Source organism: uncultured Porticoccus sp. (assembly GCF_913061305.1).
In the GTDB taxonomy this organism is placed as follows: Bacteria; Pseudomonadota; Gammaproteobacteria; order Pseudomonadales; family Porticoccaceae; genus Porticoccus.
The window spans coordinates 146,124-171,517 of the sequence record NZ_CAJXST010000005.1 but is presented as its reverse complement, the minus strand read 5'-3'; the positions used below and the strand labels follow the sequence as shown (position 1 = coordinate 171,517).

22 protein-coding genes and 2 tRNA genes are annotated in these 25,394 nt (G+C 53.9%); 7 read left to right on the top strand and 17 right to left on the bottom strand.

Annotated features, from left to right (window positions below; translation table 11 throughout):
* Positions 1-3: 3 nt before the first annotated feature.
* From pheS to thrS, 5 genes are all read right to left on the bottom strand, one after another.
* Positions 4-1,017, bottom strand: coding sequence for a phenylalanine--tRNA ligase subunit alpha (gene pheS / locus QZ516_RS07705; protein ID WP_297188154.1), 1,014 nt, complete (start codon positions 1,015-1,017; stop codon positions 4-6).
* A gap of 113 nt (positions 1,018-1,130) precedes the next feature.
* The gene (gene rplT / locus QZ516_RS07700; RefSeq protein WP_036860588.1) at positions 1,131-1,487 is read right to left on the bottom strand and encodes a 50S ribosomal protein L20; all 357 of its coding nucleotides are present in this window, start codon (positions 1,485-1,487) and stop codon (positions 1,131-1,133) included.
* A gap of 28 nt (positions 1,488-1,515) precedes the next feature.
* Entirely contained in the window at positions 1,516-1,707 is a 192-nt protein-coding gene (gene rpmI, locus QZ516_RS07695; protein ID WP_036860590.1) for a 50S ribosomal protein L35, read from the bottom strand.
* Between the two features lie 122 nt (positions 1,708-1,829).
* Positions 1,830-2,372 carry a translation initiation factor IF-3 gene (infC, locus tag QZ516_RS07690; RefSeq protein WP_036860592.1) on the bottom strand — a complete coding sequence of 181 codons (543 nt, stop codon included), beginning with the start codon at positions 2,370-2,372 and terminating at the stop codon, positions 1,830-1,832.
* Between the two features lie 23 nt (positions 2,373-2,395).
* Positions 2,396-4,312, bottom strand: a complete 1,917-nt coding sequence (thrS, locus tag QZ516_RS07685; RefSeq protein ID WP_297188151.1) for a threonine--tRNA ligase — start codon at positions 4,310-4,312, stop codon at positions 2,396-2,398.
* Between the two features lie 222 nt (positions 4,313-4,534).
* Between thrS and QZ516_RS07680 the strand changes: the two genes are divergently transcribed.
* Together QZ516_RS07680 and QZ516_RS07675 are read left to right on the top strand one after the other, a co-directional pair.
* Positions 4,535-4,611 (top strand) — tRNA-Val (locus QZ516_RS07680).
* Positions 4,612-4,915: 304 nt separating this feature from the next.
* The gene (locus QZ516_RS07675; RefSeq protein WP_297188149.1) at positions 4,916-5,329 is read left to right on the top strand and encodes a hypothetical protein; all 414 of its coding nucleotides are present in this window, start codon (positions 4,916-4,918) and stop codon (positions 5,327-5,329) included.
* Between the two features lie 27 nt (positions 5,330-5,356).
* On the opposite strand, the gene uvrB is transcribed toward QZ516_RS07675, so the two are convergent.
* Complete coding sequence (gene uvrB, locus QZ516_RS07670; protein ID WP_297188148.1) at positions 5,357-7,375, bottom strand: excinuclease ABC subunit UvrB; 2,019 nt, start codon at positions 7,373-7,375, stop codon at positions 5,357-5,359.
* 126 nt (positions 7,376-7,501) lie between these two features.
* Here uvrB and QZ516_RS07665 point away from each other — a divergent pair.
* Positions 7,502-7,577 (top strand) — tRNA-Asn (locus QZ516_RS07665).
* Between the two features lie 205 nt (positions 7,578-7,782).
* Here QZ516_RS07665 and QZ516_RS12765 read toward each other — a convergent pair.
* The 3 genes from QZ516_RS12765 to QZ516_RS07655 are packed head-to-tail and all read right to left on the bottom strand — an operon-like array spanning position 7,783 to position 10,400.
* Positions 7,783-7,893, bottom strand: a complete 111-nt coding sequence (locus QZ516_RS12765) for an IS3 family transposase (protein ID WP_365333253.1) — start codon at positions 7,891-7,893, stop codon at positions 7,783-7,785.
* 18 nt (positions 7,894-7,911) lie between these two features.
* Positions 7,912-9,015, bottom strand: coding sequence for a PLP-dependent aminotransferase family protein (locus QZ516_RS07660; RefSeq protein WP_297188146.1), 1,104 nt, complete (start codon positions 9,013-9,015; stop codon positions 7,912-7,914).
* Positions 9,015-10,400, bottom strand: coding sequence for an amino acid carrier protein (locus QZ516_RS07655; protein WP_297188144.1), 1,386 nt, complete (start codon positions 10,398-10,400; stop codon positions 9,015-9,017). The genes QZ516_RS07660 and QZ516_RS07655 overlap by 1 nt, the downstream gene beginning before the upstream one ends.
* A 171-nt stretch (positions 10,401-10,571) precedes the next feature.
* Here QZ516_RS07655 and QZ516_RS12760 point away from each other — a divergent pair, with 171 nt between their 5' ends.
* Positions 10,572-10,754 (top strand): (4Fe-4S)-binding protein, encoded by a 183-nt coding sequence (locus tag QZ516_RS12760; protein WP_365333249.1) that lies wholly within the window; start codon positions 10,572-10,574, stop codon positions 10,752-10,754.
* Between the two features lie 730 nt (positions 10,755-11,484).
* Here the strand turns inward: QZ516_RS12760 and QZ516_RS07650 are convergent.
* From QZ516_RS07650 to QZ516_RS07630, 5 genes are all read right to left on the bottom strand, one after another.
* The gene (locus QZ516_RS07650) at positions 11,485-12,231 is read right to left on the bottom strand and encodes a PEP-CTERM sorting domain-containing protein (protein WP_297188142.1); all 747 of its coding nucleotides are present in this window, start codon (positions 12,229-12,231) and stop codon (positions 11,485-11,487) included.
* 292 nt (positions 12,232-12,523) lie between these two features.
* A complete protein-coding gene (locus QZ516_RS07645) occupies positions 12,524-13,099 on the bottom strand; it encodes a nucleoside deaminase (RefSeq protein WP_297188140.1) in 576 nt (191 codons plus the stop codon).
* Positions 13,100-13,362: 263 nt separating this feature from the next.
* The gene (locus QZ516_RS07640; protein WP_297188138.1) at positions 13,363-13,779 is read right to left on the bottom strand and encodes a PilZ domain-containing protein; all 417 of its coding nucleotides are present in this window, start codon (positions 13,777-13,779) and stop codon (positions 13,363-13,365) included.
* A 127-nt stretch (positions 13,780-13,906) separates the two neighbouring features.
* On the bottom strand, positions 13,907-15,172 hold the full coding sequence (locus QZ516_RS07635; protein ID WP_297188136.1) for an FAD/NAD(P)-binding oxidoreductase: 1,266 nt from the start codon (positions 15,170-15,172) through the stop codon (positions 13,907-13,909).
* A gap of 130 nt (positions 15,173-15,302) precedes the next feature.
* Positions 15,303-16,340: an MBL fold metallo-hydrolase gene (locus QZ516_RS07630; RefSeq protein ID WP_297188134.1), complete on the bottom strand. Its 1,038-nt coding sequence runs from the start codon at positions 16,338-16,340 to the stop codon at positions 15,303-15,305.
* Between the two features lie 195 nt (positions 16,341-16,535).
* On the opposite strand from QZ516_RS07630, the gene QZ516_RS07625 reads away from it, so the two are divergent.
* Together QZ516_RS07625 and QZ516_RS07620 are read left to right on the top strand one after the other, a co-directional pair.
* A complete protein-coding gene (locus tag QZ516_RS07625; RefSeq protein ID WP_297188132.1) occupies positions 16,536-17,636 on the top strand; it encodes an efflux RND transporter periplasmic adaptor subunit in 1,101 nt (366 codons plus the stop codon).
* On the top strand, positions 17,636-20,671 hold the full coding sequence (locus QZ516_RS07620) for an efflux RND transporter permease subunit (RefSeq protein ID WP_297188130.1): 3,036 nt from the start codon (positions 17,636-17,638) through the stop codon (positions 20,669-20,671). The genes QZ516_RS07625 and QZ516_RS07620 overlap by 1 nt, the downstream gene beginning before the upstream one ends.
* A gap of 257 nt (positions 20,672-20,928) precedes the next feature.
* Here QZ516_RS07620 and QZ516_RS07615 read toward each other — a convergent pair whose 3' ends face one another.
* From QZ516_RS07615 to QZ516_RS07605, 3 genes are read right to left on the bottom strand one after another with little or no spacing between them, the layout of a single operon-like run.
* A complete protein-coding gene (locus tag QZ516_RS07615; RefSeq protein WP_297188128.1) occupies positions 20,929-21,144 on the bottom strand; it encodes a hypothetical protein in 216 nt (71 codons plus the stop codon).
* A gap of 34 nt (positions 21,145-21,178) precedes the next feature.
* Positions 21,179-21,829: an MBOAT family O-acyltransferase gene (locus QZ516_RS07610; RefSeq protein ID WP_297188126.1), complete on the bottom strand. Its 651-nt coding sequence runs from the start codon at positions 21,827-21,829 to the stop codon at positions 21,179-21,181.
* 12 nt (positions 21,830-21,841) lie between these two features.
* Positions 21,842-22,666 (bottom strand): methyltransferase domain-containing protein, encoded by an 825-nt coding sequence (locus QZ516_RS07605; protein WP_297188124.1) that lies wholly within the window; start codon positions 22,664-22,666, stop codon positions 21,842-21,844.
* A 254-nt stretch (positions 22,667-22,920) separates the two neighbouring features.
* Between QZ516_RS07605 and QZ516_RS07600 the strand changes: the two genes are divergently transcribed.
* Positions 22,921-25,326, top strand: coding sequence for an acyl-CoA dehydrogenase (locus QZ516_RS07600; RefSeq protein ID WP_297188123.1), 2,406 nt, complete (start codon positions 22,921-22,923; stop codon positions 25,324-25,326).
* Positions 25,327-25,394: the final 68 nt, after the last annotated feature.

The window sequence follows — 25,394 nt, the reverse complement described above, 5'->3', positions numbered from 1 at the left end:
GTTTTAAAACTGTTTTAGAAACTGTATTTCGTTATCAAAAAACAGACGAAGGTCACTGACCCCGTAGCGCAACATCGCCAGCCGCTCGACGCCCATGCCGAAGGCAAAACCCGAATATTTCTCGGCATCAATACCGCAATGACCGAACACATTGGGGTGCACCATGCCGCAACCCATCACCTCCAGCCACCCGGTATTCTTGCAGATGCGGCAGCCGGCACCGCGACAGTTGGTGCACTGGATGTCCACCTCGGCAGAGGGTTCGGTAAACGGAAAATAGGAGGGGCGGAAGCGCACCGGCAGGTCCGCCTCAAAAAAGGCCTTCAGAAACTGATCGATGGTCCCCCTGAGGTCGGCCATGCTGACATCGCGATCCACCACCAGACCTTCCACCTGATGGAACATCGGGGTGTGGGTCAGATCGGAATCACAGCGGTAGACACGCCCGGGGCAGATAATGCGAATTGGGGGTTCCTGGGTCTTCATGGTACGAATCTGCACCGGCGAGGTATGGGTGCGCAGCACGGTATTTTCCGTCACATAAAAAGTGTCGTGCATGGCCCTGGCCGGATGGTGTGATGGAATATTCAGGGCTTCGAAGTTGTGATAATCGTCTTCAATCTCGGGGCCCTCTTCCACCCGGTAACCAACCCGGCTGAAGAAGGACTCGATCCGCTCCATGGTATGGGTGATCAGATGCAGTCCGCCGCTGTCTTCACCCCGCCCGGGCAGTGTCACATCCACTGCTTCACTGGCCAGCCTGGCCTCCAGATCCGCATTTTCCAAATCATCGCGACAGCGATTGATCTGACTCTGGAGCTGCTCTTTAACTTCATTAATTTTCGCACCTGCTGAGGGGCGCTCTTCAGCCGAGAGTTTGCCCAACCCTTTTAACAGATCCGTCAGCCTGCCTCGCTTGCCGAGATATTCGACCCGCACCTGATCCAGTGCTGCCAAATCCTGCGCCTGCTCTATGGCCTGCTGCGCTTCACGGGCCAGAAGCTCAAGGGTTTCCATGCTCACAACCTTATCAACCGGTTCATATCAAAAACAAAAAAGGGAAAGAGCTGAGGCCCTTTCCCTTTTCAATCTGCATTATTTAATGCCGGGAAAATCCCGGCACAAATATATCAAGCCAGGGCAGCCTTCGCCTGTTCTGCGACAGCAGCAAATGCCGCTTTATCGTGAACAGCAAGGTCAGCCAACACACGGCGATCCAGCTCAATATTGGCTTTCTTCAGTCCCGCGATCAGACGGCTATAGCTGATACCCTCAGCGCGTGATTGCGCATTGATCCGGGTAATCCACAGGGCGCGGAAGGTACGCTTTTTGACACGGCGGTCACGGTAGGCGTACTGACCCGCTTTGGTGACAGCCTGTTTGGCAACGCGGAATATACGACTGCGAGCACCGTAGTAGCCCTTTGCAGCCTTCAGAATTTTCTTGTGGCGACGGTGTGCGACAACACCTCTTTTTACACGTGACATATCAATATCCTCTCAAATAATCGGTTAATCAGGAGCGCAACATACGATCGACCAGGGGCGAATCAGAACCATTCATGGTGCTGGTGCCACGCAGGTGACGCTTACGCTTCTGCGACATTTTTGTGAGGATGTGACTTCTGTTGGCGTGTTTGTGCTTGTAGCCAGCGCCGGTTTTCTTGAAGCGCTTGGCCGCACCGCTATGTACTTTTGCTTTTGGCATTTTGTGTCTCCGTTTATAGACGGGTTAAATAATGAAGAAGTCACTCCCGGACAGTCTGCCAGGGGCTGCGCGCGGGTAGTGCCCGGTGAATCCTGATACGACCAGAGGCCAGAGGGGTCGGGTTACTTCTTCCTGCTTTTGGGGGCGATCACCATAGTGAGTTGCCGCCCTTCCATTTTGGGGAATTGCTCGACAGAACCCAGTTCCTCCAGGTCCAGCTCAATACGCTTGAGCATTTCCATACCGAGTTCCTGGTGAGCCATCTCGCGACCGCGAAACCGGAGGGTTACCTTGGCCTTGTCCCCATTTTCGAGAAACCGGATCAGGTTGCGTAACTTGATCTGGTAGTCTCCGATGTCCGTTCCCGGACGAAACTTCATTTCCTTGACCTGAGTCTGCTTCTGCTTCTTGCGTTGTGCAGCCTGCTGCTTTTTCACTTCAAACAGCTTCTTGCCGTAGTCCATGACCTTGCAGACGGGCGGCTCGGCATCCGGGGCAATTTCCACCAGATCCAGACCGGCAGCCAGGGCTGCACTCAGGGCATCTTCAATGCTGACAATGCCAGCCTGTTCACCATCGGCGTTAACCAATCGAACCTCGGGGACGTCGATCTCTTCATTCATTCGAGACCGTTTTGCTGCCCCCTTGCCATAATTTTTCTTGATAATTTAATCTCCGACTATTGTCTTTAAATAACGCGACCGCGGCGCTGTACGTCTTGTGCGAGAAGTTCGGCAAAATCTGAAACCTGCATGATGCCCAGATCTTCACCGCCTCGCGTGCGCACTGCCACGGTCTGCGTTTCTACTTCCCTATCTCCGATTACCAACAGGTAGGGAATCTTCTGAATTGTGTGCTCGCGGATTTTAAAGCCGATCTTTTCGTTTCTCAAGTCATTTTCCACCCGGAAGCCCTTGTTTTTCAAGGTATCAGCCACCTGATGGACATAATCTGCCTGCGCATCGGTAATATTCATCACCACCGCTTGCTGGGGTGCAAGCCAAACCGGGAAAGCGCCCTCAAAATGTTCGATCAGAATACCGATAAATCGCTCGAAAGAACCGAGGATGGCGCGGTGCAACATTACCGGCACCTGGCGGGAGCCGTCTTCGGCCACATACTGGGCATCCAGCCGTCCCGGCATGGAGAAATCCACCTGAATCGTACCGCACTGCCAGACCCGTTCGAGGCAGTCTTTCAGAGAGAACTCGATTTTTGGACCGTAGAAAGCACCCTCTCCTGGCAACAACTCATAGTCCAGCCCTTTTGCAGACAGCGCATCTGCCAGTGCCTGCTCCGCTTTATCCCAAACGGCATCACTACCAACCCGCTGCTCGGGACGGGTGGAGAGCCGGATGATCACGTCCTCAAACCCGAAATCCCGATAGACCTGAAACAGCAGATCCACAAAGGTGGAGACTTCGTCCTGAATCTGCGCTTCGGCACAGAAAATATGCGCATCGTCCTGAACAAAACCCCGCACCCGCATCAGACCCTGCAAAGTACCAGAGGCCTCGTTGCGGTGGCAGGAACCGAATTCTGCCAATCGCAGTGGCAGGTCGCGATAACTTTTCAGGCCCTGATTGAATACCTGGATATGACAGGGGCAGTTCATCGGCTTTACTGCGTAATCTCGCGATTCGGATTCCACGGTAAACATGTGTTCCCGAAAAATATCCCAGTGACCGGACCGCTCCCAAAGGGATCGATCGACCACCTGGGGCGTTTTGATTTCCCGATAGCCATTGCTGCGCTGCACATCGCGCATGTAGCTCTCAATCTGGGTATAGATGCTCCAGCCCTTCGGATGCCAGAACACCATCCCCGGGGCTTCTTCCTGCATATGGAACAGATCGAATTTCTTGGCCAGTTTGCGGTGATCGCGCTTTTCCGCCTCTGCCAGCCTGAACAGGTAGGCATTTAATTCTTTCTTGCTCGACCAGGCCGTACCATAGATGCGCTGCAGCATTTCATTACTGGAGTCACCCCGCCAGTAGGCCCCGGCCACTTTCATCAACTTGAAGTGTTTGAGTTTTCCCGTTGAGGGCACATGCGGTCCACGGCAGAGGTCTTCAAAATCTCCCTGCCTATAGAGAGAGAGCGTCTGGTCCGGGGGAATGCTTTCGATGATTTCCGCCTTGTAGGCCTCACCGATGCCGCGAAAATAGGCCACAGCCTCGTCGCGGGACAATTCACGACGTACCACCGTTGCATCCGCCTCGGCAAGCTCGGCCATTTTTCGCTCGATGGCGTCGAGATCTTCCGGGGTAAATGGCCGCTCATAGGCAAAGTCATAATAAAAGCCGTTATCAATTACCGGGCCGATGGTGACCTGCGCACTGGGAAATAACTGTTTTACGGCCTGGGCCAACAGGTGGGCGGTGGAGTGACGAATCACCTCCAAACCCTCGTCGGACCTTTCAGTGATAATGGCCAACTCGGTATCTGCGTCAATCAGATAAGAGGTGTCTACCAGATCGTCGCCAACTTTGCCGGCCAGTGCAGCCTTTGCCAGTCCGGGGCCAATATCAGCGGCCACCTCATGGATAGTCACAGGGTTCGGGTAATTGCGTTGACTGCCGTCAGGGAGGGTTACTACGGGCATTTTCTAATCCTTTCCAGTGGTGGCCCCTACCAAAGGCCACATGGTTTATGCTGCGGGGGCAGCGCCAATTTGTGAGCCGGCCATTTTACCGGCTTACCCTGCATAAGCAAGCCGCCATCAACAGCGGGAAAAGCGACATAACGCTTGTCAGGACCCCATAAAGCTTGTCAGAAGAGATGCTCGCTGGTAAATTACGCGCCTTCCTGATTTCAGCAAGTCAGCAGGCACGTAGCTCAGTTGGTTAGAGCACCACCTTGACATGGTGGGGGTCGGTGGTTCGAATCCACTCGTGCCTACCAAACAGAAAGCCCATCGACAACGATGGGCTTTTTTTATCTAAAAATAACAGGTTAATTGAAAATATTAACCTTTTATATCAAATAGATAAAATAGTTACTTAATGTTAATTATTTTGTCATTTCTGGCTGCCACTACGCCCACCAAGCAGCTGGCCACGCCATGTTCCGAACAGCACCACCTATCGACAAAACGCCCGCAGCCACATACAGACCTGATCCAGTGCGGTAACATGTTAGTATGTTTAGCAACTGAGCCCCCCAAAAAAACGGGGAGGCCGTCAACTTGATAAAAGGTTTGGTCATTATGAAAAAAGGTATCTTCGTTGCCTTGTGTGCGTCACTGCTGATGAGCGCCAACCTGTATGCAAACGAACAAGAGCTCCATCTCTGCAGGTATGTTCATATCTATCAGGTGGCAACCGGCTCGGGTGTCAGCACGGATGGTGGTGACCTGGAAGTGACCATCGAGGGCGATAATCTTCGACTTCATGGTGACAACAAAGACGCATCGGGGACCTTTGATCTCGAGATAACAGAGCGATCAGGCCGGAGTATCACTGCCAAAAACGAGTCAATACTGTTCATTCTGAAGCCGCTTACCGGTGATTTCATGCTTAATACCGGCATTGGAGAATTCGGGTTTAATGTCAACCAGGGGGGCCATAAAGGCCGTCAGATGCGGTACGCCGGCAAGTGTGAGCGCGTCAAAAGCTTCTGAGGAAAAGTCGATGGGCAACATTGCCCGTCAGCCAACCCCGTCTGCCAACCGCTTGAGCTGGCCCACTTCGTCCCGAAGTCGGGCCGCCTCCTCGAACTCCAGGTTCTTGGCGTGTTCGAACATCTTGTCCTCCAGCGCCGCTATTTGACGCCACACATCACCGCTGCTGACTATCGGCCTGTCCTTGAGTGACTGATAGGTGGCCTGCGCATCCGCCACCTTGCGCCCTCCTTTACCGGGGATCATTCGGGCCCCTTCCATAATATCCGCTACCGATTTATAGATACCCTTGGGTGAAATACCGTGGGCAAGATTGTGGGCAATCTGCTTGTCCCGACGACGTTCGGTTTCATCCATGGCCCGTTGCATGGAGCCGGTAACCTTGTCCGCGTAGAGAATGGCACGGCCAGCCACGTTTCGCGCCGCCCGGCCAATGGTCTGGATCAGCGACTGCTCGGAGCGCAAAAATCCTTCCTTGTCGGCATCAAAGATGGCTACCAGAGCCACCTCCGGCATATCCAGCCCCTCCCGCAACAGGTTGATGCCCACCAGCACATCAAATTCACCGAGCCGCAGGTCGCGGATAATTTCCACCCGCTCCACCGTTTCAATATCCGAGTGCAGGTAGCGCACCCGCACCCCGTGTTCCGCCAGATACTCGGTGAGATCCTCCGCCATCCGCTTGGTCAGCACGGTAATCAGCACGCGCTCCTCATTCGCCACACAGCGGCTGATCTCGGAAAGCACATCATCCACCTGGGACGTCGCCGGACGAACCTCGATCAATGGATCCACCAGCCCGGTGGGCCTGACCACCTGCTCCACCACCTGCCCCGCCTTCTCTGCTTCATACTTGGCCGGGGTGGCGGAGACAAAGATCATCTGTGGCGCCAATCGCTCCCATTCATCGAACCGCATAGGGCGGTTATCCAGCGCTGAAGGTAACCGGAAACCGTATTCCACCAGGGTTTCCTTGCGCGAACGATCACCGCGATACATGCCACCCAACTGGGGAATCGTCACGTGGGATTCATCAATCACCATCAAGGCATCCGCGGGCAGGTAATCGTAAAGCGTGGGCGGCGCCTCACCGGGTTCCCGGCCAGAAAGATAGCGCGAGTAATTTTCAATGCCGGTGCAGTAACCGAGCTCCTGCATCATTTCCAGGTCGTAGCGGGTGCGCTCGCGCAGGCGCTGCTCCTCCACCAGTTTGTTCACCGAGCGCAACTGTTCCAGTCGCTCCGCCAGCTCGGTTTTGATGTGTTCCATCGCGTCAAGTATGGTCTGACGAGGTGTCACATAATGGGATTTGGGGTATACGGTGACACGGGGCACCCGGCCAAACACCTCACCGGTCAGCGGGTCGAACATCGACAGGTTTTCCACTTCATCGTCAAATAACTCGACCCGGACGGCCTCGCTGTCCGAATCCGCTGGATAAATATCGATCACATCACCCCGCACCCGATAGGTGGCGCGCTGAAATACAGCATCGTTTCGGGTGTACTGCAACTCGGCGAGGCGCCGCAGGATAGCGCGCTGATCCACCCGGTCGCCCCGCACCAGGTGCAGGACCATCTTCAGGTAGGACTCAGGATCACCCAAACCGTAAATTGCCGATACGGTCGCGACGACAATCACATCCTTGCGCTCCATCAGTGCTTTGGTAGCCGACAGGCGCATCTGCTCGATATGCTGATTGATGGAGGCGTCCTTCTCGATAAAGGTATCCGATGAAGGCACATACGCTTCGGGCTGATAGTAATCGTAGTAGGAGACAAAGTACTCCACTGCATTGTCGGGAAAAAAGTCCCGAAGTTCGCCGTAGAGCTGAGCTGCCAGCGTTTTATTGTGCGCCAACACAATGGTGGGACGCTGTACCCGGCTAATCACATTGGCAATGGTAAATGTCTTGCCCGAACCGGTGACCCCCAGCAGCGTCTGCGCCGCCAGCCCCGCTTCAAGCCCGGCCACCAGTTTCTCAATCGCTGCGGGCTGGTCGCCCGCTGGCTGGTAAGGGCTCTTGACCGTAAAGGGTTTTGACACGTTTGAATCGCTCCGAATCAGTGCAGAAAACCGCGTATTATACGCCAGAAAAGACCCCAGTGACGCGGCCCCGACGGGGCTTGACTACCCCAAAGTCGATCTATAAGATACGCGCCTCTTGACCGTTCCGCCTTAGCTCAGTTGGTAGAGCAAATGACTGTTAATCATTGGGTCGCTGGTTCGAGCCCAGCAGGCGGAGCCATATAAAACAAAGGGTTGCAGAAATGCAGCCCTTTTTTATTGCTTCAATTTATGAGCCTACAACCGTTTCTCTACTCTTGAAATGACGGCCCTGACTGACCTGTCTCCGGTATTTGATCCAACTGCTCCCTAGTAATGTCCGTTACTTTTGAATCAGTGGTTCCAAACCGGAGGGACAGAGACAAACTCCAAGGATGCCTGATGCCTCAAGGATGAATGCGGACGGCCAGTCCAGCCTCACGGTAAAGCCGATAAACTTTCTTGTGATTCACCTCAGCATCCTTATGACGCAACGACGCAGCAATTGGTGAACGCACCCATACATAGTTAAGAGCTTAAGAGAATACCAACCCCAGACGTTCGGAAGCAGTCATGAGCTGCTGTTGCGGATACCATGCGAAGCACAGGCGCATACTCGAGAGGAATTGACCGTTGGCGGAACAAACCTTACCGGGTAAAAAGCCGACACCAGCTTGCCTGGCCTCATCAAGCTTTGCAGCGACGTCTCGCCCATCAACAAAACTTGCCCATAAAAAGTACCCACCGTTGGGCTTATTGATACTTATCCGGTCACCAATCGTTGACACTAGCCCATCAAACAGCACTTCAGATCGGGCTGCATAGCTTTGCCGCAAACACTCAAGGTTCTTCTGAAATTCACCGCTGGCAATCAAAGGCCCAACCAATGCCGAAGTGACAGGCGCCAAGCCGCCGCCACTTTGCAGTAACGCCGAATTCTTGAGCCTGTGAAAAATATCACCGGCACCCTGAATCCAGCCAAGCCGCAATCCGGGTGCAAGAATTTTTGAAAAAGAGCCTACAGATAAAACAGGCGCGTTATGGTCATAACACGCCAAAGGTGCAGGGGGTTTCTGACCAAAGTAAAGCGACTGATAAACGTCATCGGCAACAACAGGGCATTGCGTTTGTGCTGCCAGTTTTACTATACCTTGCCGCCGGCTAAGCGACTGCGTAATACCTGATGGATTATGAAAGCTGGGAATTGTATAAAAAAAAGCAGGCTTATATTTCTGCATGGCCTGTTCGAGCGCCTGTAGCTCGACACCGTCTTCATCCATCGGCAATGCAACAACATTGAAACCGCGCTCTTTAAATAAGTTAAGTGCAATAAAATAGCTGGGGTCTTCTACCAGGATCGTTGCACCGGGTTTGCTCAATTGTGAACAAATCATATCGAGCGCATTGGACGATCCGTTCGTCAGCAATAGCTGTTCAGCGCTGACCGGCTGATCGTAATCTTCTGACAACCATGCAGACAGCGCCTGCCGGAATGTTTCGTCACCGGCCTGCTCGCCATAAGCCAGGTTTTGTTGTTCAACCGACAGTGAGCCAAACAAATCAACCGGCAACAAATCCGGTTCTGGTTGGCCTACCGCCAGGTCTATCAAGTGATCAGGACGTATAACCTGGGTAGCCATTATTGGGTCAGACTATCCATTTTACGGAAGTAATGATGCGCTGCTTCGTTGACTCGCGGTGCTAACAAAAAAGTAGAAATCATCGTTGGTATAGCCATCACCGCATACATACCAATTAATAAACCGTTGACCAACTCAAGCGTGGTGACTGCGCCTACGATCACCATGAGCAAATAGAGCGGCGTGTAGTAATGCGCTTTGTCTGCACCCAGTAGAAAGCCAACGCACGTGGAGCCATAAAACCAGAAAGTGACGATGGTCGAAAAGCTCAGTAACGCAACCATCAGCAAAAGCAAGTAAATGCCACTATGGGAGAAAACCTTTTCTAACGCTGCAGCAGTGAGTGCAACACCTTCCATGTCGCCGCCGGTTTGCCAAACGCCTGTCAGTAGAATCATAAATGCGGTACATGAGCAAACAATCAGCGTATCGATAATCGGGCCGGTCATGGCCACGACACCTTCACGTATTGGCTCGCTGGTTTTAGCTGCACCATGGGCCATCGATTCTGTGCCAATACCCGCCTCATTGGAGAAAGCACCACGGCGCACGCCAATCATGATGACGGTTCCCAGAGCTCCACCGGCTACACTGGCGCCGCTGAACGCGTCGTTGACAATAAGCATGAACACCCCAGGGATATCCTGCCAATATCGTATTAACACAATCAGTGTCATGCCAATATAAAGCAGCACCATACTCGGTACCAGTCGCACCGTTAACTGGCCAATGCGTTCTATACGACCCAGCACGACGAGCAAGGCCAAAATGGCCAGAACAACGCCCGCAATGATATCAAACGCCATATGCTGGCTTTCTGTAGCAAGGCCTATCGGTATTGCCACGACCTCACGCAACAGGCCGACAAACTGATTTGTCTGAAACAATGGTAATGTCCCAAGCGCGCCGGCTACGGCAAATAAAACAGCTAAGGGATACCAGCGCTTACCAAGGCCTTCGCTTATCACATACATTGGGCCGCCACGAAGTACACTGCTTGAATCCTTGCCTCGATACATCACCGCCAGCGACGCAGTATAGAACTTGGTTGTTACACCGATAATGGCCGTCACCCACATCCAGAAAACAGCGCCCGGCCCACCCGCGCTGATGGCGATCGCAACCCCTGCGACATTGCCGAGACCCAGCGTGCCCGACAAAGCTGTGCTCAAGGCCTGGGCATGGGAAACATGCCCAGGGTCGTGCTCATCGTTATAGCGCCCACGTAATAAGGCCAGCGCATGACCCAGATGGCGGTATGGACGAAAACGTGAATACAGCATCAAGCCAATGCCGCCACCCACCAAAAGCACAACCAAAGGCGTGCTCCACATAAAATTGGCGAACGCATTAAATGCTGCTTCAAGCTGATTGATAACAGACATAAGAATCCCGACGAGCTAAAACCTCACTGCCGAACGCCTACTTGTTCGTGAGTTAAGAGTGATGGGTAAGGACTGGAATTTATTGCCAAAAACTCTATATTTACTACTAGCAACTCGCTTGTTGCGTGGCAAGCCTTGGATAACAATAAATCAACAAGGGGGTTAACCAGCATGAAAGTTACATTTGACAGCAATATCTGTAAACATTCAGGCGAATGCGTGAAAAGATCACCAGAGGTTTTTAAGGTGATTGACGGCAACATGGTGATCGATACTAGTCAAAAGCCAGATGATAACATTCGAGCGACGGTTGCCAAGTGCCCTACTGGTGCTTTGAAGTGTGTTGATGAGTAATTAGACAAAAGTACCATTTTTATGTAAGCCCACCACGCGCATCGAGCTAAAAAAACTCGTATAACAAGGCTCTTTTATGGGTAATACCTATTGAGGCTAATCATTGGGCCACTGGTTTGAGCCCAGCAGGTGAAGTCATATAAAGCAGGAGCCATATAAATTAAAGGGTTGCAGAAATGCAGCCCTTTTTTATTGCTTTAATTGCTTGACCGGCGACTCCGTCTCTCCTGCACCAATCTGCACCAAAGCCAACTTCCGGCACTGTTCAACCCGCTACACGATCAACTGTCCCTCTTCACAACAACACTGGCCAGCACCCTTTGGGTTGGCGACGAACTGTATTCTCGTGTCCTCTGAACACAGTTACACAATGAGTGCGGCATGCTCGGGAGAAACCCCATCGCCTGCTCGCTTAACCACTTGGCAACAGCAAAATCCAAAAGCCAAAAGCCAAAAGCCAAAAGCCAAAAGCCAAAAGCCAAAAGCCAAGTGCTTATTGATGTCCAATAAATGCGAGGAGTGGGTGAATAATATTAAGGTGTCCCCCCGGATTATCCGGGGGGACAAATGGAGATATAACAGCTATCCGACACGCTTGCCTTTCACAAAACCTGACCTTGCTGAGAGGTCAGGACTGAGCCTAGCCCAGCATTCATTGCGTACCGGTCCAATCAGGCAAGCAGCGATGGGCCATCTGGAATCGCTTCACAGCCGGCCCAAAGCGTAGCCATCAGGATTGGCGCTGCCTTCTTGCCACCAACAGCAGGGCCCCCAGCCCTAAGCCAAGCAACGGAAGAGAACCCGGTACTGGCAACGCGGTTGGAGGGGTGGGGTCAGTGGGCGTATCCGGGTTATCAGGATTGGTTCCGGGGTCGCCCAGAAAGAAGCTATCGATGCCCAGGTCAGCCCGATCACCAAACGTGCTGTGTGCAACAACTTCGAGCGTCTGAATCTCACTGGTCGCAGTAAAGATTAACGTCTGCCAGATCCAGTCAGCAGCTTCCCCGAAAGTGGGCAGCTCCATCGGTGCAGCGTTCTGCGATTCCGCTCCAAAGATAATTTCCCAGTAGCCTCCGGCCTCAGAAAAATCACTGTGGCTGATACTCTGTTCAAACGAGATCTCGTATTGCTGCCCAATCACCAATCCACCCAGACCAACCTGCAGAGCACTTTCGACGTAAGGCGATCCCGCCCTGCCGTCCCAACCAATGCCATGCAGAAAATCACCGCCAGTGCTACTGGCCTTCCAGGTAAAGCCTCGGAAATTCGTGCTGGCATTAAACACATCCGGTGTCCCTTCAGTGGTTGTCCAGCCGGGCGGGACATCGGAATTGAATGAATTTGTATTTCCTGTATACCCTTCGAACCCCCCGTTCTCGAAGGCATCTAACAATGCCGCAGAGGCATTCCCACCAACGAAAAGTAAGCTCGACGCCAGAAAAAGAGATGGAATCTTGCTTCTAAGTGCTAATGACATGTTAATTCTCCATGCTTAAATTAATTAATCCGCACCACTTTGATCCTTGCGGTACTGTCGAAAAGCTCAACCAAGAAAAGCTCAACAAGTGGTCAATGTATCTATAAGCATAAATGATGCCAATCGAATAAAAATATATAATTTACAGCAGGTTACCGTAAATGATGACCATTCTTAGCACACACATTGTAAAATTACCTGACACGGCTGTTTGCAATAATACCGTCAATACAAAACAGGGCGAGAACAGGGGGCTGCTGTTTACCCCCCCTTTATTTTAGCTTCGACTGCATCAACATTTGTGAGTCGCTGCAAGCCCCTGCCAATCTTCCAGCTCCAGCACAGGTTGCTCGACCCGAAAACGGGCATACAGCGCAACACCTAACGGATCTTCCAGAATGTCCACCACCACACCCTTACTGCGCAACAGCGGCTCAGCACCCGAAGCATTGCTGACATCGCCTACCACCACCCGGGCAAAACCACGCATGTGTAACAAAGTGGCACAGATAGCACAGGGACTCAGTGAAGTGAACAGTGTGGTAAGACTGAAATCCAGCCGTCCGGCATCACGAATGGCCGCAGTTTCACCGTGGTTGTAGGGGTGATTCTCCTGCACCAGCGTATTGTGGCCCTTCCCAACAATCCGGCGCGAGGCATTATCGATAATCACCGCTCCGATGGGACAGCCTCCCTCGTCATAACTTTTCTTCGCCAGCAATACCGCAATGCGCATCAAATCGGCATCACTCAGTCGCAGGGCAAACGCATCATTCATCAACACTGGTAAGCTTGTCGTCGGCATATGGGCAACGACGGCGAGCACTTCATCGGTAACAGGGGTACAACTATCAAACAGTGTGTTCATCGTTAGGGTCCACCTCTATCGAGCGGCTTCATCGGTGGCAAATCTAAAGCAACCGAGGTTAACGCGCCTAAAATTTTCCACATCTCTGCCCATGCCTAATTATGGTGCTACAAAGCAGCATTAAAGGTGAAATAATTTTTACTCTGGCCCCATACCTCTATACCCCACCCCAATATCTCAAGGAACCAGTATCGCAGGTTGCAGCAAAGGAATTCACCGAGGCGCCAGGGGCAGGGAAACAGGCGACCGACAGACTGCCCGGCCTAACCGGAAAAGGACTTGGCAAACTGGCTGCCAAAACGCGCTATCCACTCTTGTGCCGCCGCTTCACTGTCCAGCACCCGACCCTCCCGATCGAGCTCCCGACGATAGTGTTCTATCAGGCAGACCTGCTCTACCATTCTGCTTTTAAAGGACTCCGCTTTATCGTTGAACTGGATGCCGACCCGAAACCCCCTGGCACAGGGGATGCATCGCGTCACCCGACCGGAGACCCGATAATCCGGTTGCAGTGAGGGAATGTACAGCGTCACAGCGGTGCCCAGCGAGAACGCCCGTGGCAGCCGGCAGGCAAAGCCACCCTGACTGATATTGCAGAGACTGGCCTGATCGCCGTTGCTGCTCTCTTCAGAGGAAATGAGAATGGGGAAATCTGAGGGGTGGCGGATAAAGTGTCGCATAGGCCAACTTCCCTGTGGGTATATTGCCCATAGTAGGACATTTGCAGGTCATGCGCTGCCCGATCAAGAAACAAGGCATGTAATCCGAAATCCAGAGCCCCAAGCGTGGCACAAACGGATGCCCACTTTATTTCGACAGTTTTTTCGGTTTTGCCAGCCATTCATGCCCCTTCAACATGACCTGCCAGTAAAGCATTGGCAGTTGTTTTGCCTTTAGCCACCAGGCTGCCCGGGTGGCTTTAGTGCCGTCATTTACCCAGGTCGGGAAAGTCGGCTGTAGCTCGCCGCCGTAGCCAAATTCGGCAAGGACAATCCGACCTTGCTCGACAGTGAGTGGGCAGGACCCATAACCCAGGTATTCAGCCGTCGGCGGCTGGCCGTTGAGATGGGCGATCAGGTTTTCGGCAACCACTGGAGCCTGCTTGCGAACGGCAGCGGCGGTTTTCGCATTGGTCGTGCCGCTGACATCCCCCAGGCCAAAAATATTTTCATGGTGGCTGTGACGAAGCGTATCGCTCTTCAGATCCAACCAGCCGGCTTCATTAGCCAGACTGGATTCACGGATGAATGCAGGTGCCCGCTGGGGTGGCACCGCATGGAGCATATCAAAGCTTATTTCCCGATCCTGACTGCCGCCCTCGGCATCCGAGATACGAAACACGGCTTTCTGGGCCGGGCCATTAACCGAGACCAGATTGCTCTGGTAATTGACATCAATCCCGTAGCGATCGATGTACGACTGCAGGGCCGGCACATAGTCCGGTACACCAAACAGCACGGCACCCGCGTTGTGGAACTGAACCGAAAGGTTGTCCAACACACCATTGCGGCGCCAGTGATCCGATGACAGGTACAGGGCCTTCTGGGGGGCGCCGGCACATTTGATGGGCATCGGCGGCTGGCTGAACAATGCAGTGCCTTTTTTCATTTTCTGGACCATTTCCCAGGTGTATTGGGCCATACCCTCCTGATAATTGGAGGTGACACCATTTTGTCCCAGACTTTCCGCCAGCCCGTCAATGCCAGCCCAGTTCAGTTCCAGCCCGGGAGCAAGCACCAGGGTCTTGTAGCCCAGAACCGTGCCATCCGAGAGCGTTACACAATTCTGACCTGGCTCCAGGGATACAACCTGTTGTTGATGCCAGGTGACAAAACCGGGCATCACCTTGGCCATCGCCTTGGCTGTGATCTCCGGGCGAAAGATGCCCCCGCCCACCATGGTCCATCCGGGCTGATAATGATGCGTATCCGACGGTTCAATAATGGCTATTTCCAGTTTTCGGTCGCGCTTGTGGAGGCTGGCCGCCACCGCAATACCCCCGGCACCTCCACCGACAATCAGGACGGAATAGATTTTTTCGGGCTGCACGTGATTTGGGTCTTGATTACTCATGGCGAGGACCTCCTGTTTTCATACCAAACCTGTTCACTTGAATGACGGGATAGACGTCACTTCAATTTAGTTATATGCATATATCATAAAAGAATAAGTAGTCTAGCAAGGACGGGGGTGACTGAATACCCTACAGAGAGGCGATGATGCCGCCCCGAAGGCTGGCGACCTGCTGAATGCCGGCCTCCGTCAGAATCGACACAGCCATCGCTGAACGTCGCCCGGACCGACACAGGGCCACGACGGGCCTGTCGCTCGGCACCTCGGCCACCTGCTCCCGGAGTTTATCCAGGGGAATCAGCAGGTCAGACTGGAGGGCCGGGGATTTGTCCGAGCGAACCTCATCGATATCCCGCACATCCAGCAGTGTGACCTCTGAACGGTGGGACTGCAGCCAGTCAATATCCACCTCCGGCACACCGGCATAGGTCACCTTGATATCGGCCCAACCGGGTTCTTCCGGCAATAAACCATTTTCCGGACAACCACTGCGATGATTGGCGGGAACTGCCTCGTCAATTTTCTTGGGATGAGGCAGTTTCATGGCATGCATGTATTCAACAAAGTCATGCTCATCGGCTCCCCCGCCGACACGGGCGTTAAAGGCTTTTTCTTCGCCAATGGCACTCTGGGTTCTGCCGTTGTAATCGTGCGCGGGATAGACCATATAGTGATCGGGCAGGCTGAACAGCTTATCAGTGATCGAGTGGAACAGGTTGTGGGCACTGCCCTCCTGAAAATCACTGCGACCACAGCCCCGGATCAACAGCGTATCGCCGGTAAAAACCATCGCCTGATCTTCCAGCACATAGCTCATGCAACCGTTGGTATGTCCGGGAGTTGACAGGGCTTTCAGCTGAATACCGTCAACACCAAAAACCTGCCCGTCTTCCAGAGCGAGATTGACGTGCTCCGCACCGATCACTTTTGCCGAGGCGATCTGGCAACCGGTCTTTTGCTGCAATAACCAGGCTGCTGTCACGTGGTCGGCGTGGGCATGGGTATCCACTACCAACGCCAGTGACAGATCCAGCTCCCGCAGAAGCGCTATGTCCCGCTGGGCCTGCTCGAATACGGGGTCGATAAGAATCGCCCGCCGAGTGGTTTCATCGGCCAGCAGATACGTATAGGTGGAAGAAGTATTGTCAAATAACTGCCTGAATAACATAAAACATCCTTCTATTGATGGCTGTATCTGGTTGATTATGGTTGAATCTGACTGATCTTGCATAAGACAAAACAATTGGACGAGCGTTTATCGCCAATCGTAGATAACTGTGTAAAATGTTTGCTTACCCTTCGCGGTGCCGGATGTTTTAACCTCCGCAACACCCGCCTCAAAAGAAAAGTGTTCGTTAAGCCTATGAAAACTACCGCCAGACTGATTACTGTTATTGTCGTGCTAACCCTGGTTCTGGGCAGCCTGTTCGCCTGGAAGATGCAGCAGATAAAACAGCAGCAAACCCTGATGAGTCAGGCTCCGCCACCTGCGGTGGTAGAAGCAACCCGCGTGGTGGAAGATTCCTGGCCGCAGTCACTCTCGGCGATCGGTAGTGTTCGGGCAGTCAACGGTATACGGATTGCCAACGAGATGGCGGGCGTGGTTGAGAGCATTGAATTTGAATCCGGCCAGCAGGTCAGTGCCGGTGATCTGCTTTTAAAACTCAACACCGATACAGACCAGGCCGGCCTGGAAACCCTGAAGGCCGAGCAGCGGCTGGCGCTTCAGCAATTCGAGCGCTATTCCAATCTGATCAAGGGAAAAACCATTTCCCAGTCGGTTTTTGATGAAGCAAAAGCCACTCTGGAAGCTGCTGAGGCCCGGGTTCACGAACAACAGGCCATTTTGAACAAGAAACGTATCCGGGCTCCTTTCGACAGCATTATCGGGCTGCGTATGGTCGATCTCGGTCAATTTCTTCAAGTGGGCACTCCGATCGTCCAGCTCAGTATGCTCGATCCCATCTATGTGGATTTTACGATTCCCGAACGGGAGCTTCCGCGCATCAGTGTGGGGGACAGGGTTGAAGTCCGTGTCGCCGCCCATCCCGGACAACTGTTCAGTGGCGCAGTGCTGGCCCTGGAGACCTCCGTCAGCACGGAAAGCAGAACCCTCACCGTACGCGCCGAATTACCCAACCCGGAACATCGGCTGCGACCGGGAATGTTTGCCAATGTCAGCACCTATCGCGGTCAGCAGGATCGGGTGCTCACCCTGCCGCGCACGGCAATCTCCTACAACACCTATGGCGACTTTGTGTTTGTCATCGAGTCCGGAGAAGACCAGCAAAAAATGGTGCAGCGGCGCAGTGTCACCACTGGCGAAGTCCGGGACGGCAGGGTATCGGTCACCAGCGGCGTGAAAAAAGATGAACAGGTGGTTGCCACCGGCCTGTTACGGCTCCGCAACGGCCAGGCCGTTGAGATTGTCGATTCGGTGACCTCTGACAAGGCTACCAACTAATGCGTTTTACGGATATTTTTGTTCGCCGACCGGTGCTGGCCACCGTGGTCAGTCTGCTCATTCTACTGATGGGGTTGCGCGCAATTCTGGAACTGGAAGTCCGCCAGTACCCGGAACTGGAGAGCACGACGGTGACAGTATCGACGGCCTATCCGGGGGCGGATTCCGAACTGGTCAAGGGTTTCGTGACCATCCCGCTGCAACAGGCCATTGCTGAAGCCGAGGGGATAGATTACCTCTCCTCCACCAGCCAGCAAGGTATTTCGACCATTGAGGCCAGAATGGTCCTGAACTACGACGCCAATGATGCACTGGCGGAAATTCAGGCCAAGGTCGCCTCGAAGCGGGATGTGTTGCCGGAGGCCGTGCGGGACCCGGTCATCAGCTCGACCACCGGGGACAGTACCGCGCTGATGTATATCGCTTTCTACAGCGACACCATCAAGGTTCCACAGATCACTGACTACCTTACCCGACAGGTGCAGCCGAGACTGCAGGCGCTGGCCGGGGTCGGCAAGGCCGAGTTGATGGGCAGGACCTTTGCTCAGCGGGTCTGGATTGATCCGCAGCGACTCGCCGCAATCGACATGACCCCGCGCGACTTGATCGAAATTCTGCTGAACAACAATTATCTCGCCGGTATCGGCAGCACCCGGGACGAACTGGTGCGCATTGATCTGACCAGCAACACCGACGTCAACAATCCGGAGCAGTTTCGCAACCTGGTCATTAAACAGACCGACGACAGCATCATTCGTCTGGGCGACATTGCCCGCAGCGAGCTGGGATCACAGACTTACGACTCCATCAACAACTACAAAGGCAAGCCCTCGACCTACATCGCCATCGAGATCGCACCGGGCGCCAACCCCCTGGATGTTGCCGCGCTGGTGCGCGCTGAATTGCCGGATATTCGCTCACAGCTGCCCGAAGGCATGCTGGTGGAATTGCCCTACGATGCCTCGGAGTTTATCGACAGCTCCATCAAGGAGGTCATCAAAACCCTGGGCGAAGCGGTGATTATCGTCCTGCTGGTGATCTTTCTTACGCTGGGTTCCCTGCGGGCCGCGATTGTTCCATCCATCGCCGTACCACTGTCGCTGATTGGTGGCGCACTGATCATGTTGATGCTGGGCTTCTCCCTCAACCTGCTGACACTGTTGGCGATGGTGCTGGCCATTGGGCTGGTGGTAGATGATGCCATTATTATTGTGGAGAACGTTCACCGACATATCGAAAACGGCGAAAGCCGCTTCGAGGCAGCCCTGAACGGCGCCCGGGAGATGGCAACCCCGATTATCGCCATGACCACCACCCTGGTGGCCGTCTACGCACCGATCGGCTTCATGGGCGGGCTGGTTGGCTCCCTGTTTACGGAGTTTGCCTTCACACTGGCGGGCGCCGTACTGATATCCGGGGTGGTCGCCCTGACTCTGTCCCCCATGATATCCGGCAAGATACTCAAACCCCACGGCAACCCCTCCCGCTTTGAGGGGTTTGTGGAACGCAGCTTCAACCGACTCGCCAGCGGTTATCAGCGTTCACTGGCTTTCGTACTGCAGTCGGTCTGGGTCGTGGTTTTTTTCGCGCTGGTACTTCTCGCATCCATCTATTTCATGTTGCAGCTGAGCCAGAACGAGCTGGCGCCGCCAGAGGATCAGGGCATTCTGCTATTTATGGGAACGGCCCCCCAAACGGCCACACTGGAATATATGGAAGGTTACGGCAACCAAATGCAGGAGATTTTTGAGGAATTGCCGGGCTATGACGAGACCTTCCTGCTGATCGGCAGAGGCAGTGCCAATTCCATGTTTGGCGGCTTCAAGATGAAACCCTGGGACGAGCGGGAGATATCCCAGTTCGAAGTGGAACCCCTCATGCAGCAGGCCATGTCCAGAATCCCCGGTGTGCGCATCTCTGTGTTTCCCCGGCCGCCGATACCGGGAGCCGGCAATGGCCTGCCGCTGCAGTTCGTGATTACCTCGGGCAAAAGCTATGAAGAGATCGATACGCTGGCCGATGAACTGCTGGGAAGCGCCATGGCCAGCGGCAATTTCATGTTCCTGCAGAAATCCATTGAGATCGATCGCCCGATCAACAAGATTGTGATCGACCGCGACCGGGCCGCCGACCTGGGACTATCCATGGGCGATATCGGTCGCTCGCTATCCAATATGCTCGGCGGCGGCTATATCAACCGTTTTAACATGCAGGGCCGCTCCTACGAGGTGATTCCCCAGGTGGAGCGCAGCGCTCGGGCGTCAATAGACGACCTGAAAAACTACTATATCCGGGCCGATTCGGGTGACCTGATTCCACTCAGCAACCTGGTGGATTTCGAGCAACAGGTCGAACCCTCGTCCCGTACCCAGCACAATCAGCTCAATGCCATCGCGCTGGAAGGTGTCACCCAACCCGGCGTCGCCATGGGCGATGCCATCACATTTCTTGAGCAAAAAGCAGCCGAGCTGTTTCCGGCGGGCTTCAATTACGACTACAAAGGGCAGTCGCGGCAGTTCAAGCAACAGGGCGGCGCCCTGATGGTGACTTTTTTCCTCTCCCTGCTGGTCATTTACCTGGTGCTTGCCGCCCAGTTTGAAAGCTGGCGCGATCCGATCATTATTCTGGTCACGGTACCGCTGTCGGTGGCCGGGGCCATGGCGTTTATCATGATGGGCGCGGCGACCATGAATATTTATACCCAGGTGGGACTGATCACACTGATCGGCGTGGTCAGCAAGAACGGTATTCTGATCGTGGAATTTGCCAACCAGCTGCAGGCCGACCGACAACTCAGCAAACTCGACGCCGTGATAGAGGCCTCAGCCATCAGGTTGCGTCCTATCCTGATGACTTCCGTGGCACTGGTTGTTGCCATGGTGCCATTGTTAATGGCGGCGGGACCCGGTGCAGAGAGTCGCTTTGCCATTGGCCTGACCATTGCCACCGGGCTCGGTATCGGGACATTGCTGACCCTGTTTGTACTGCCAGCCTTCTACTGTCTGCTGGCGGGCAGCCACCAAAAAGCGCATTAACCACGGCCGGATAGTGCGCTCGCCCCTAATGGCGGAGTGAATCAATCGCAACTATTGGTGAGAATGCTGTCCGCTATCTCTGCGGCCTTGAGCGATGCCAGCTCAATCGCGGAGAATCCTCAAGCTGGGACCCTCAAAACGCCAGCCGTCGTTGATCGCCACTCAATAATATAGAAGCGGTAAATTCATTTCTCGCTCCCTCCTGGATTGGCATTTTTTAGTCACAACAGATGCAACAAATAAGCTGTGGGTGGACCCTAGCGAATTAAATCGCTGATTTCCTTTACCAGCCCCGGCTGACTGCGTACCAACGCGTTCAGATTGCTCCGCTCCTCGCCCAGCCACCCGGCGATGTTTTCAGCAGTAAGATTTTTGCCAAAACCATCATGACTGTCGTCGTTGTTCCACAAGCGGTCGATGACCATCCGCCCCATTTGATGATTGTAATGACTCGATTCCCAATACCATTGCATTCGATGCTGTTTATCGACCGGCTCGGGAAATGGCTCACTGGTGTAGAGGGAAATTGTCGAAAAATCCGTCAGCGTTATCCAGCACCACTTTTTTGAAAAGACCAACAATGAAAATACACATTCCCAGGGAGAAGTTGTCCGGGTTCCAGCGAAACAACCCGGCCTTCCTGAACTGGGGCTGGAGTTCACGGTAATGAACAATCGGACCCATAATTAACTGTGGAAAGAACGTGATAAAAAGCACGTACTCCAGTGCACTGCCTTCCGTAAGTTTGCCCTTGTAGGTATCCACCAGAAAGGCGATTTGCTGGAAAGTAATAAAAGATATCCCAAGGGGGATCAGAATATGGTGGGTCGTACTGAAGGCTGCGCCGTTGCCACCAAAAACAGCAATGACCAGCTTGAAATAAAACAGTAGCGCCACATTGGCCAGTACTGCAATCCATAGGCACAGCCGCCGGTAACGGGGCAGTTTACGGATGAGCAGTGCAGCAAGATAATTGAATAACAGTGATGCCAGTAATAGCCAGAGGTAGGACAGCTCCCAGCTGGCATAAAAAATCAACGAGGCAACAACCAGCCAGAGCAACCCTCCGGTACGCCCGGCAAGATGCCCCACGCCATAAAAACCGGCCAACACCAGTGGCAGGAAAACCAGCAGGAAAAGATAGGAGTTGAACAACATTGTGGCCGGACTCTAACCAATGGGCCGGCGATAGAACAGAAAGCAGGTGTGGTAGGTGGCCTGAATTTCGCGGCTACCGGGTTTTTGATAGAGCGCTTCGTAGTAGTGGGGCATATCCCTGAGCACAGCCCTCGGAATCGGTCGTTGGCCCACCTGGGAGTTCACTGCCCCGGCATCTTTAATGGACTGTAAAAACGTCCTGACATCGGCAAAATGCGCGAGAATATCCCGCTCAACCAGCTCGGCCTCCGGCAGTATCTGGCGGAGATAATCGACAGACTTCATCGGCACCACATGATTTTGAACAGCGAGCTGATTTTTCTGATAGGCGCAATTAAATGCGTCTGCCAACTCACAGAAGGTGCGCTCGGCGAAGGTGCCCAGCGCCAGGAACCCGCCTGGAGCAAGGACCGAACACATTCTTTCAATAGCCTTATCGAGATGAACAAACCATTGTACCGTTGCATTCGAGACAATCAGATCAAACTGCCGATTCAGTGATTGCAAGTACTCTTCAGCGTCGATAACCAGGTAGTCAGGTCCCGGCACCTGTTTCGTGGCATAGTCGATCATCTCCTGTGAAATATCGATGGCCGTTATCTTCGCTGAGGGAAACAGGGCTTTGAGCGCCCTGGTCAACCGACCGGTGCCGCAACCCACTTCAAGAATTTCCTGAACATCCGCATCGGGTTGCTCGCGGCGGATTTTGTCCAGCAGGCATTGCCCCATGACCTGCTGAACCGGCGTCGCAGCCTCATAACTCCCTGCACGGGAGCCAAAACGATTGGCCAGTGCTCTCTTATCGAGATCGAGGTGCGTGTTTTTGATCGCAGACAAGGGTGACAAAAGATCCTGTTTTATCGATGGTCGCAGTCAGCTCCGGGAGCTCGAGCCGGAACTCAATGGTGATCCATTGCTGTGAGATGCTCTCTCACCTGCGCCAAATCACTGCAGGTCAGAAAATCCAGACTATCCTAGACGATCATGATGATACAACAACCACTGGGCGAGAGGCACGGAATCGTCTAAGGTTGCAATCATTGGTATGCAAGAAGGCCTCATAGGCCTGCCGAAAAAAGGGTGAAAAGACTATGTTGTTATCACTGTTGCTGTTTATCGGTTTACTCACAGCTGTATTTTATTACCGCCCGCCATTGCAAACCGGCTCTCTGGTGATGGTGGTCGGCAGTGTTTTACTGACGATCTATTGCAGCAGTATGTGGCTGATATTACTGGTGACGATCGGTGTGTCCATCATCCTCAACCACCCCCGGTGGCGTCGGCAGTTGCTGATTAAACCGATGTATCACATGCTGCGAAAGTCCATGCCCACCATCAGTAAAACCGAGCAGGAAGCCCTGGAAGCTGGCACCACCTGGTGGGAAAAAGAGCTGTTCAGCGGCAAACCGGACTGGCATCAATTTGCTGCGATTGCCCTACCCCGGCTCAGTGAGCGGGAACAACAATTCCTCGACCACGAAGTGGTGGAGCTTTGTCAGCTTATCGACGAGTGGGATGTTCATCAGCGACAGGATCTCTCGCCAGAAGTCTGGGACTATCTGAGGCAACACGGCTTTTTCGGTCTGATCATCCCGGAGGAGTTTGGCGGGCTGGATTTCAGCCCTTATGCCCAGAGCCGCATCATGAGCAAAATTGCCAGTTGTTCACCCACGGCCGCGGTCACCGCCATGGTACCCAACTCACTTGGGCCTGGAGAACTACTGGTAAAATACGGCACAGAAGAACAGAAACAGCGCTGGCTGCCAGGCCTTGCCAACGGCACAGAACTCCCCTGCTTCGGTCTGACGGGACCGGAGGCCGGATCAGATGCGGGCTCGATTCCGGATCTCGGTATTGTCTGTAAAGGGCAACATAACGGCGAGGAAGTACTCGGTCTCAGCCTGACTTTCAGCAAGCGCTGGATCACCCTGGCACCGGTGGCGACAGCAATTGGCCTCGCCTTCAAACTGCGGGATCCTGACGGCTTACTCGGCGACCCGGACACCGTGGAATACGGCATTACCTGTGCTCTGTTGCCCGCCGATCACCCCGGAGTCGAGATTGGTCGCCGCCACAATCCGGGGGCTCCGTTCATGAACGGGCCTATTAGTGGCACTGACGTGTTTATTCCTATCGATTGGATTATCGGCGGTGCTGAAATGGCCGGTAAAGGCTGGCGGATGCTGATCGAATGTCTGGGCGCAGGACGCGGTGTATCCCTGCCGGCACTGGCAACCGCCAGCGGCGAAATGTGCTACCTCACGGTCGGGGCCTTTGCCCGGATCCGCCGCCAGTTCAATATGGAAATTGGCAAATTCGAGGGCGTTCAGGAGGCCACCGCCGAAATTGCCGCAGGTGCCTATACACTGGAAGCGATGCGGCAGATGGTGACCCGGGGACTGGCGGATGGTGCGCCCTCGGTGCTGACCGCCATGGCCAAGCTCCATGCCACTGAACGGATGCGGCAGATCGTCAATCACGCCATGGACGTGGTGGGTGGCCGGGCCATTCAATTGGGCCCACGCAATTTTCTCGGCTCGATGTACCACTCGGTACCGGTGGCCATCACCGTGGAAGGCGCCAATATTCTGACCCGCTCCCTGATGATTTTTGGCCAGGGTGCCATGCGCTGTCATCCCTATCTCTATGCCGAATTAAAAACGTTGCAACATGACGATGAGCAAGCGGGACTGGCAGAATTTGATCCCCTTTTTCAGCATCACCTGGGACACATTTTCAGCAATATCGCACGGCTCAAGCTGTATGGCGTCACCGCGTCACGCTTCAGCCCGGTGCCCGACGACGCCTCTGATTTCAGTCGCCGCTGGTATCAGCGCATCAACCATCTGAGCGCGGCTCTGGCCAGTTGCTCCGACGTGGCCCTGGGTATCCTCGGTGGGGATATCAAGCGGCGGGAGCTGTTGTCCGCCCGCCTTGGCGACGTCCACAGCGAACTGTTTATTGCCTGCAGCATCCTCAAATACCACGATGCCAACCAACAGAGCGATGCTACAGAAGCACACGCCCGCTATGCGGTGCAGCGCTCCCTGTTCAGAGCCCAACAGGCGTTGTTGTCATTTTGTGACAACTTCCCTCTGCGGTGGCTCGGCAGAATTCTGGCCTTCACCTGCTTTCCTTTGGGGCGTATTCACCGGGCCCCGGATGATCATCAGATTCGTCGACTCGGCGGTCTGATCATGGAGCCAAACCCCGTGCGGCAGGCACTGAGCCAATTCGTGTATCTCAACGAAGATCCACTGGATCCTGTGGGGCGGGTTGAATCCACCTATCAGGCATTGCTCAAAATAGACAAACCCTGGCAGGCATTCGTTCGGGCACGCAACAAGGGGCTTCTGCAGCATCCGGATAATCTGGATCTGGCTCTGGCCAGTGCCGCTGAGCAGGGCATCATCGGCGTTGCTGATATCGAGCCGATTAAAGCCTACGACAAACAGCGTTATGACTGCCTGCTGACAGATCATTTCGAGGCGCTATAGACGGCTATAGAGTCAACTATAGAGTCGGCGATAGGCAGGCTGGCAACCCGGATGATCTTTAAGTCACA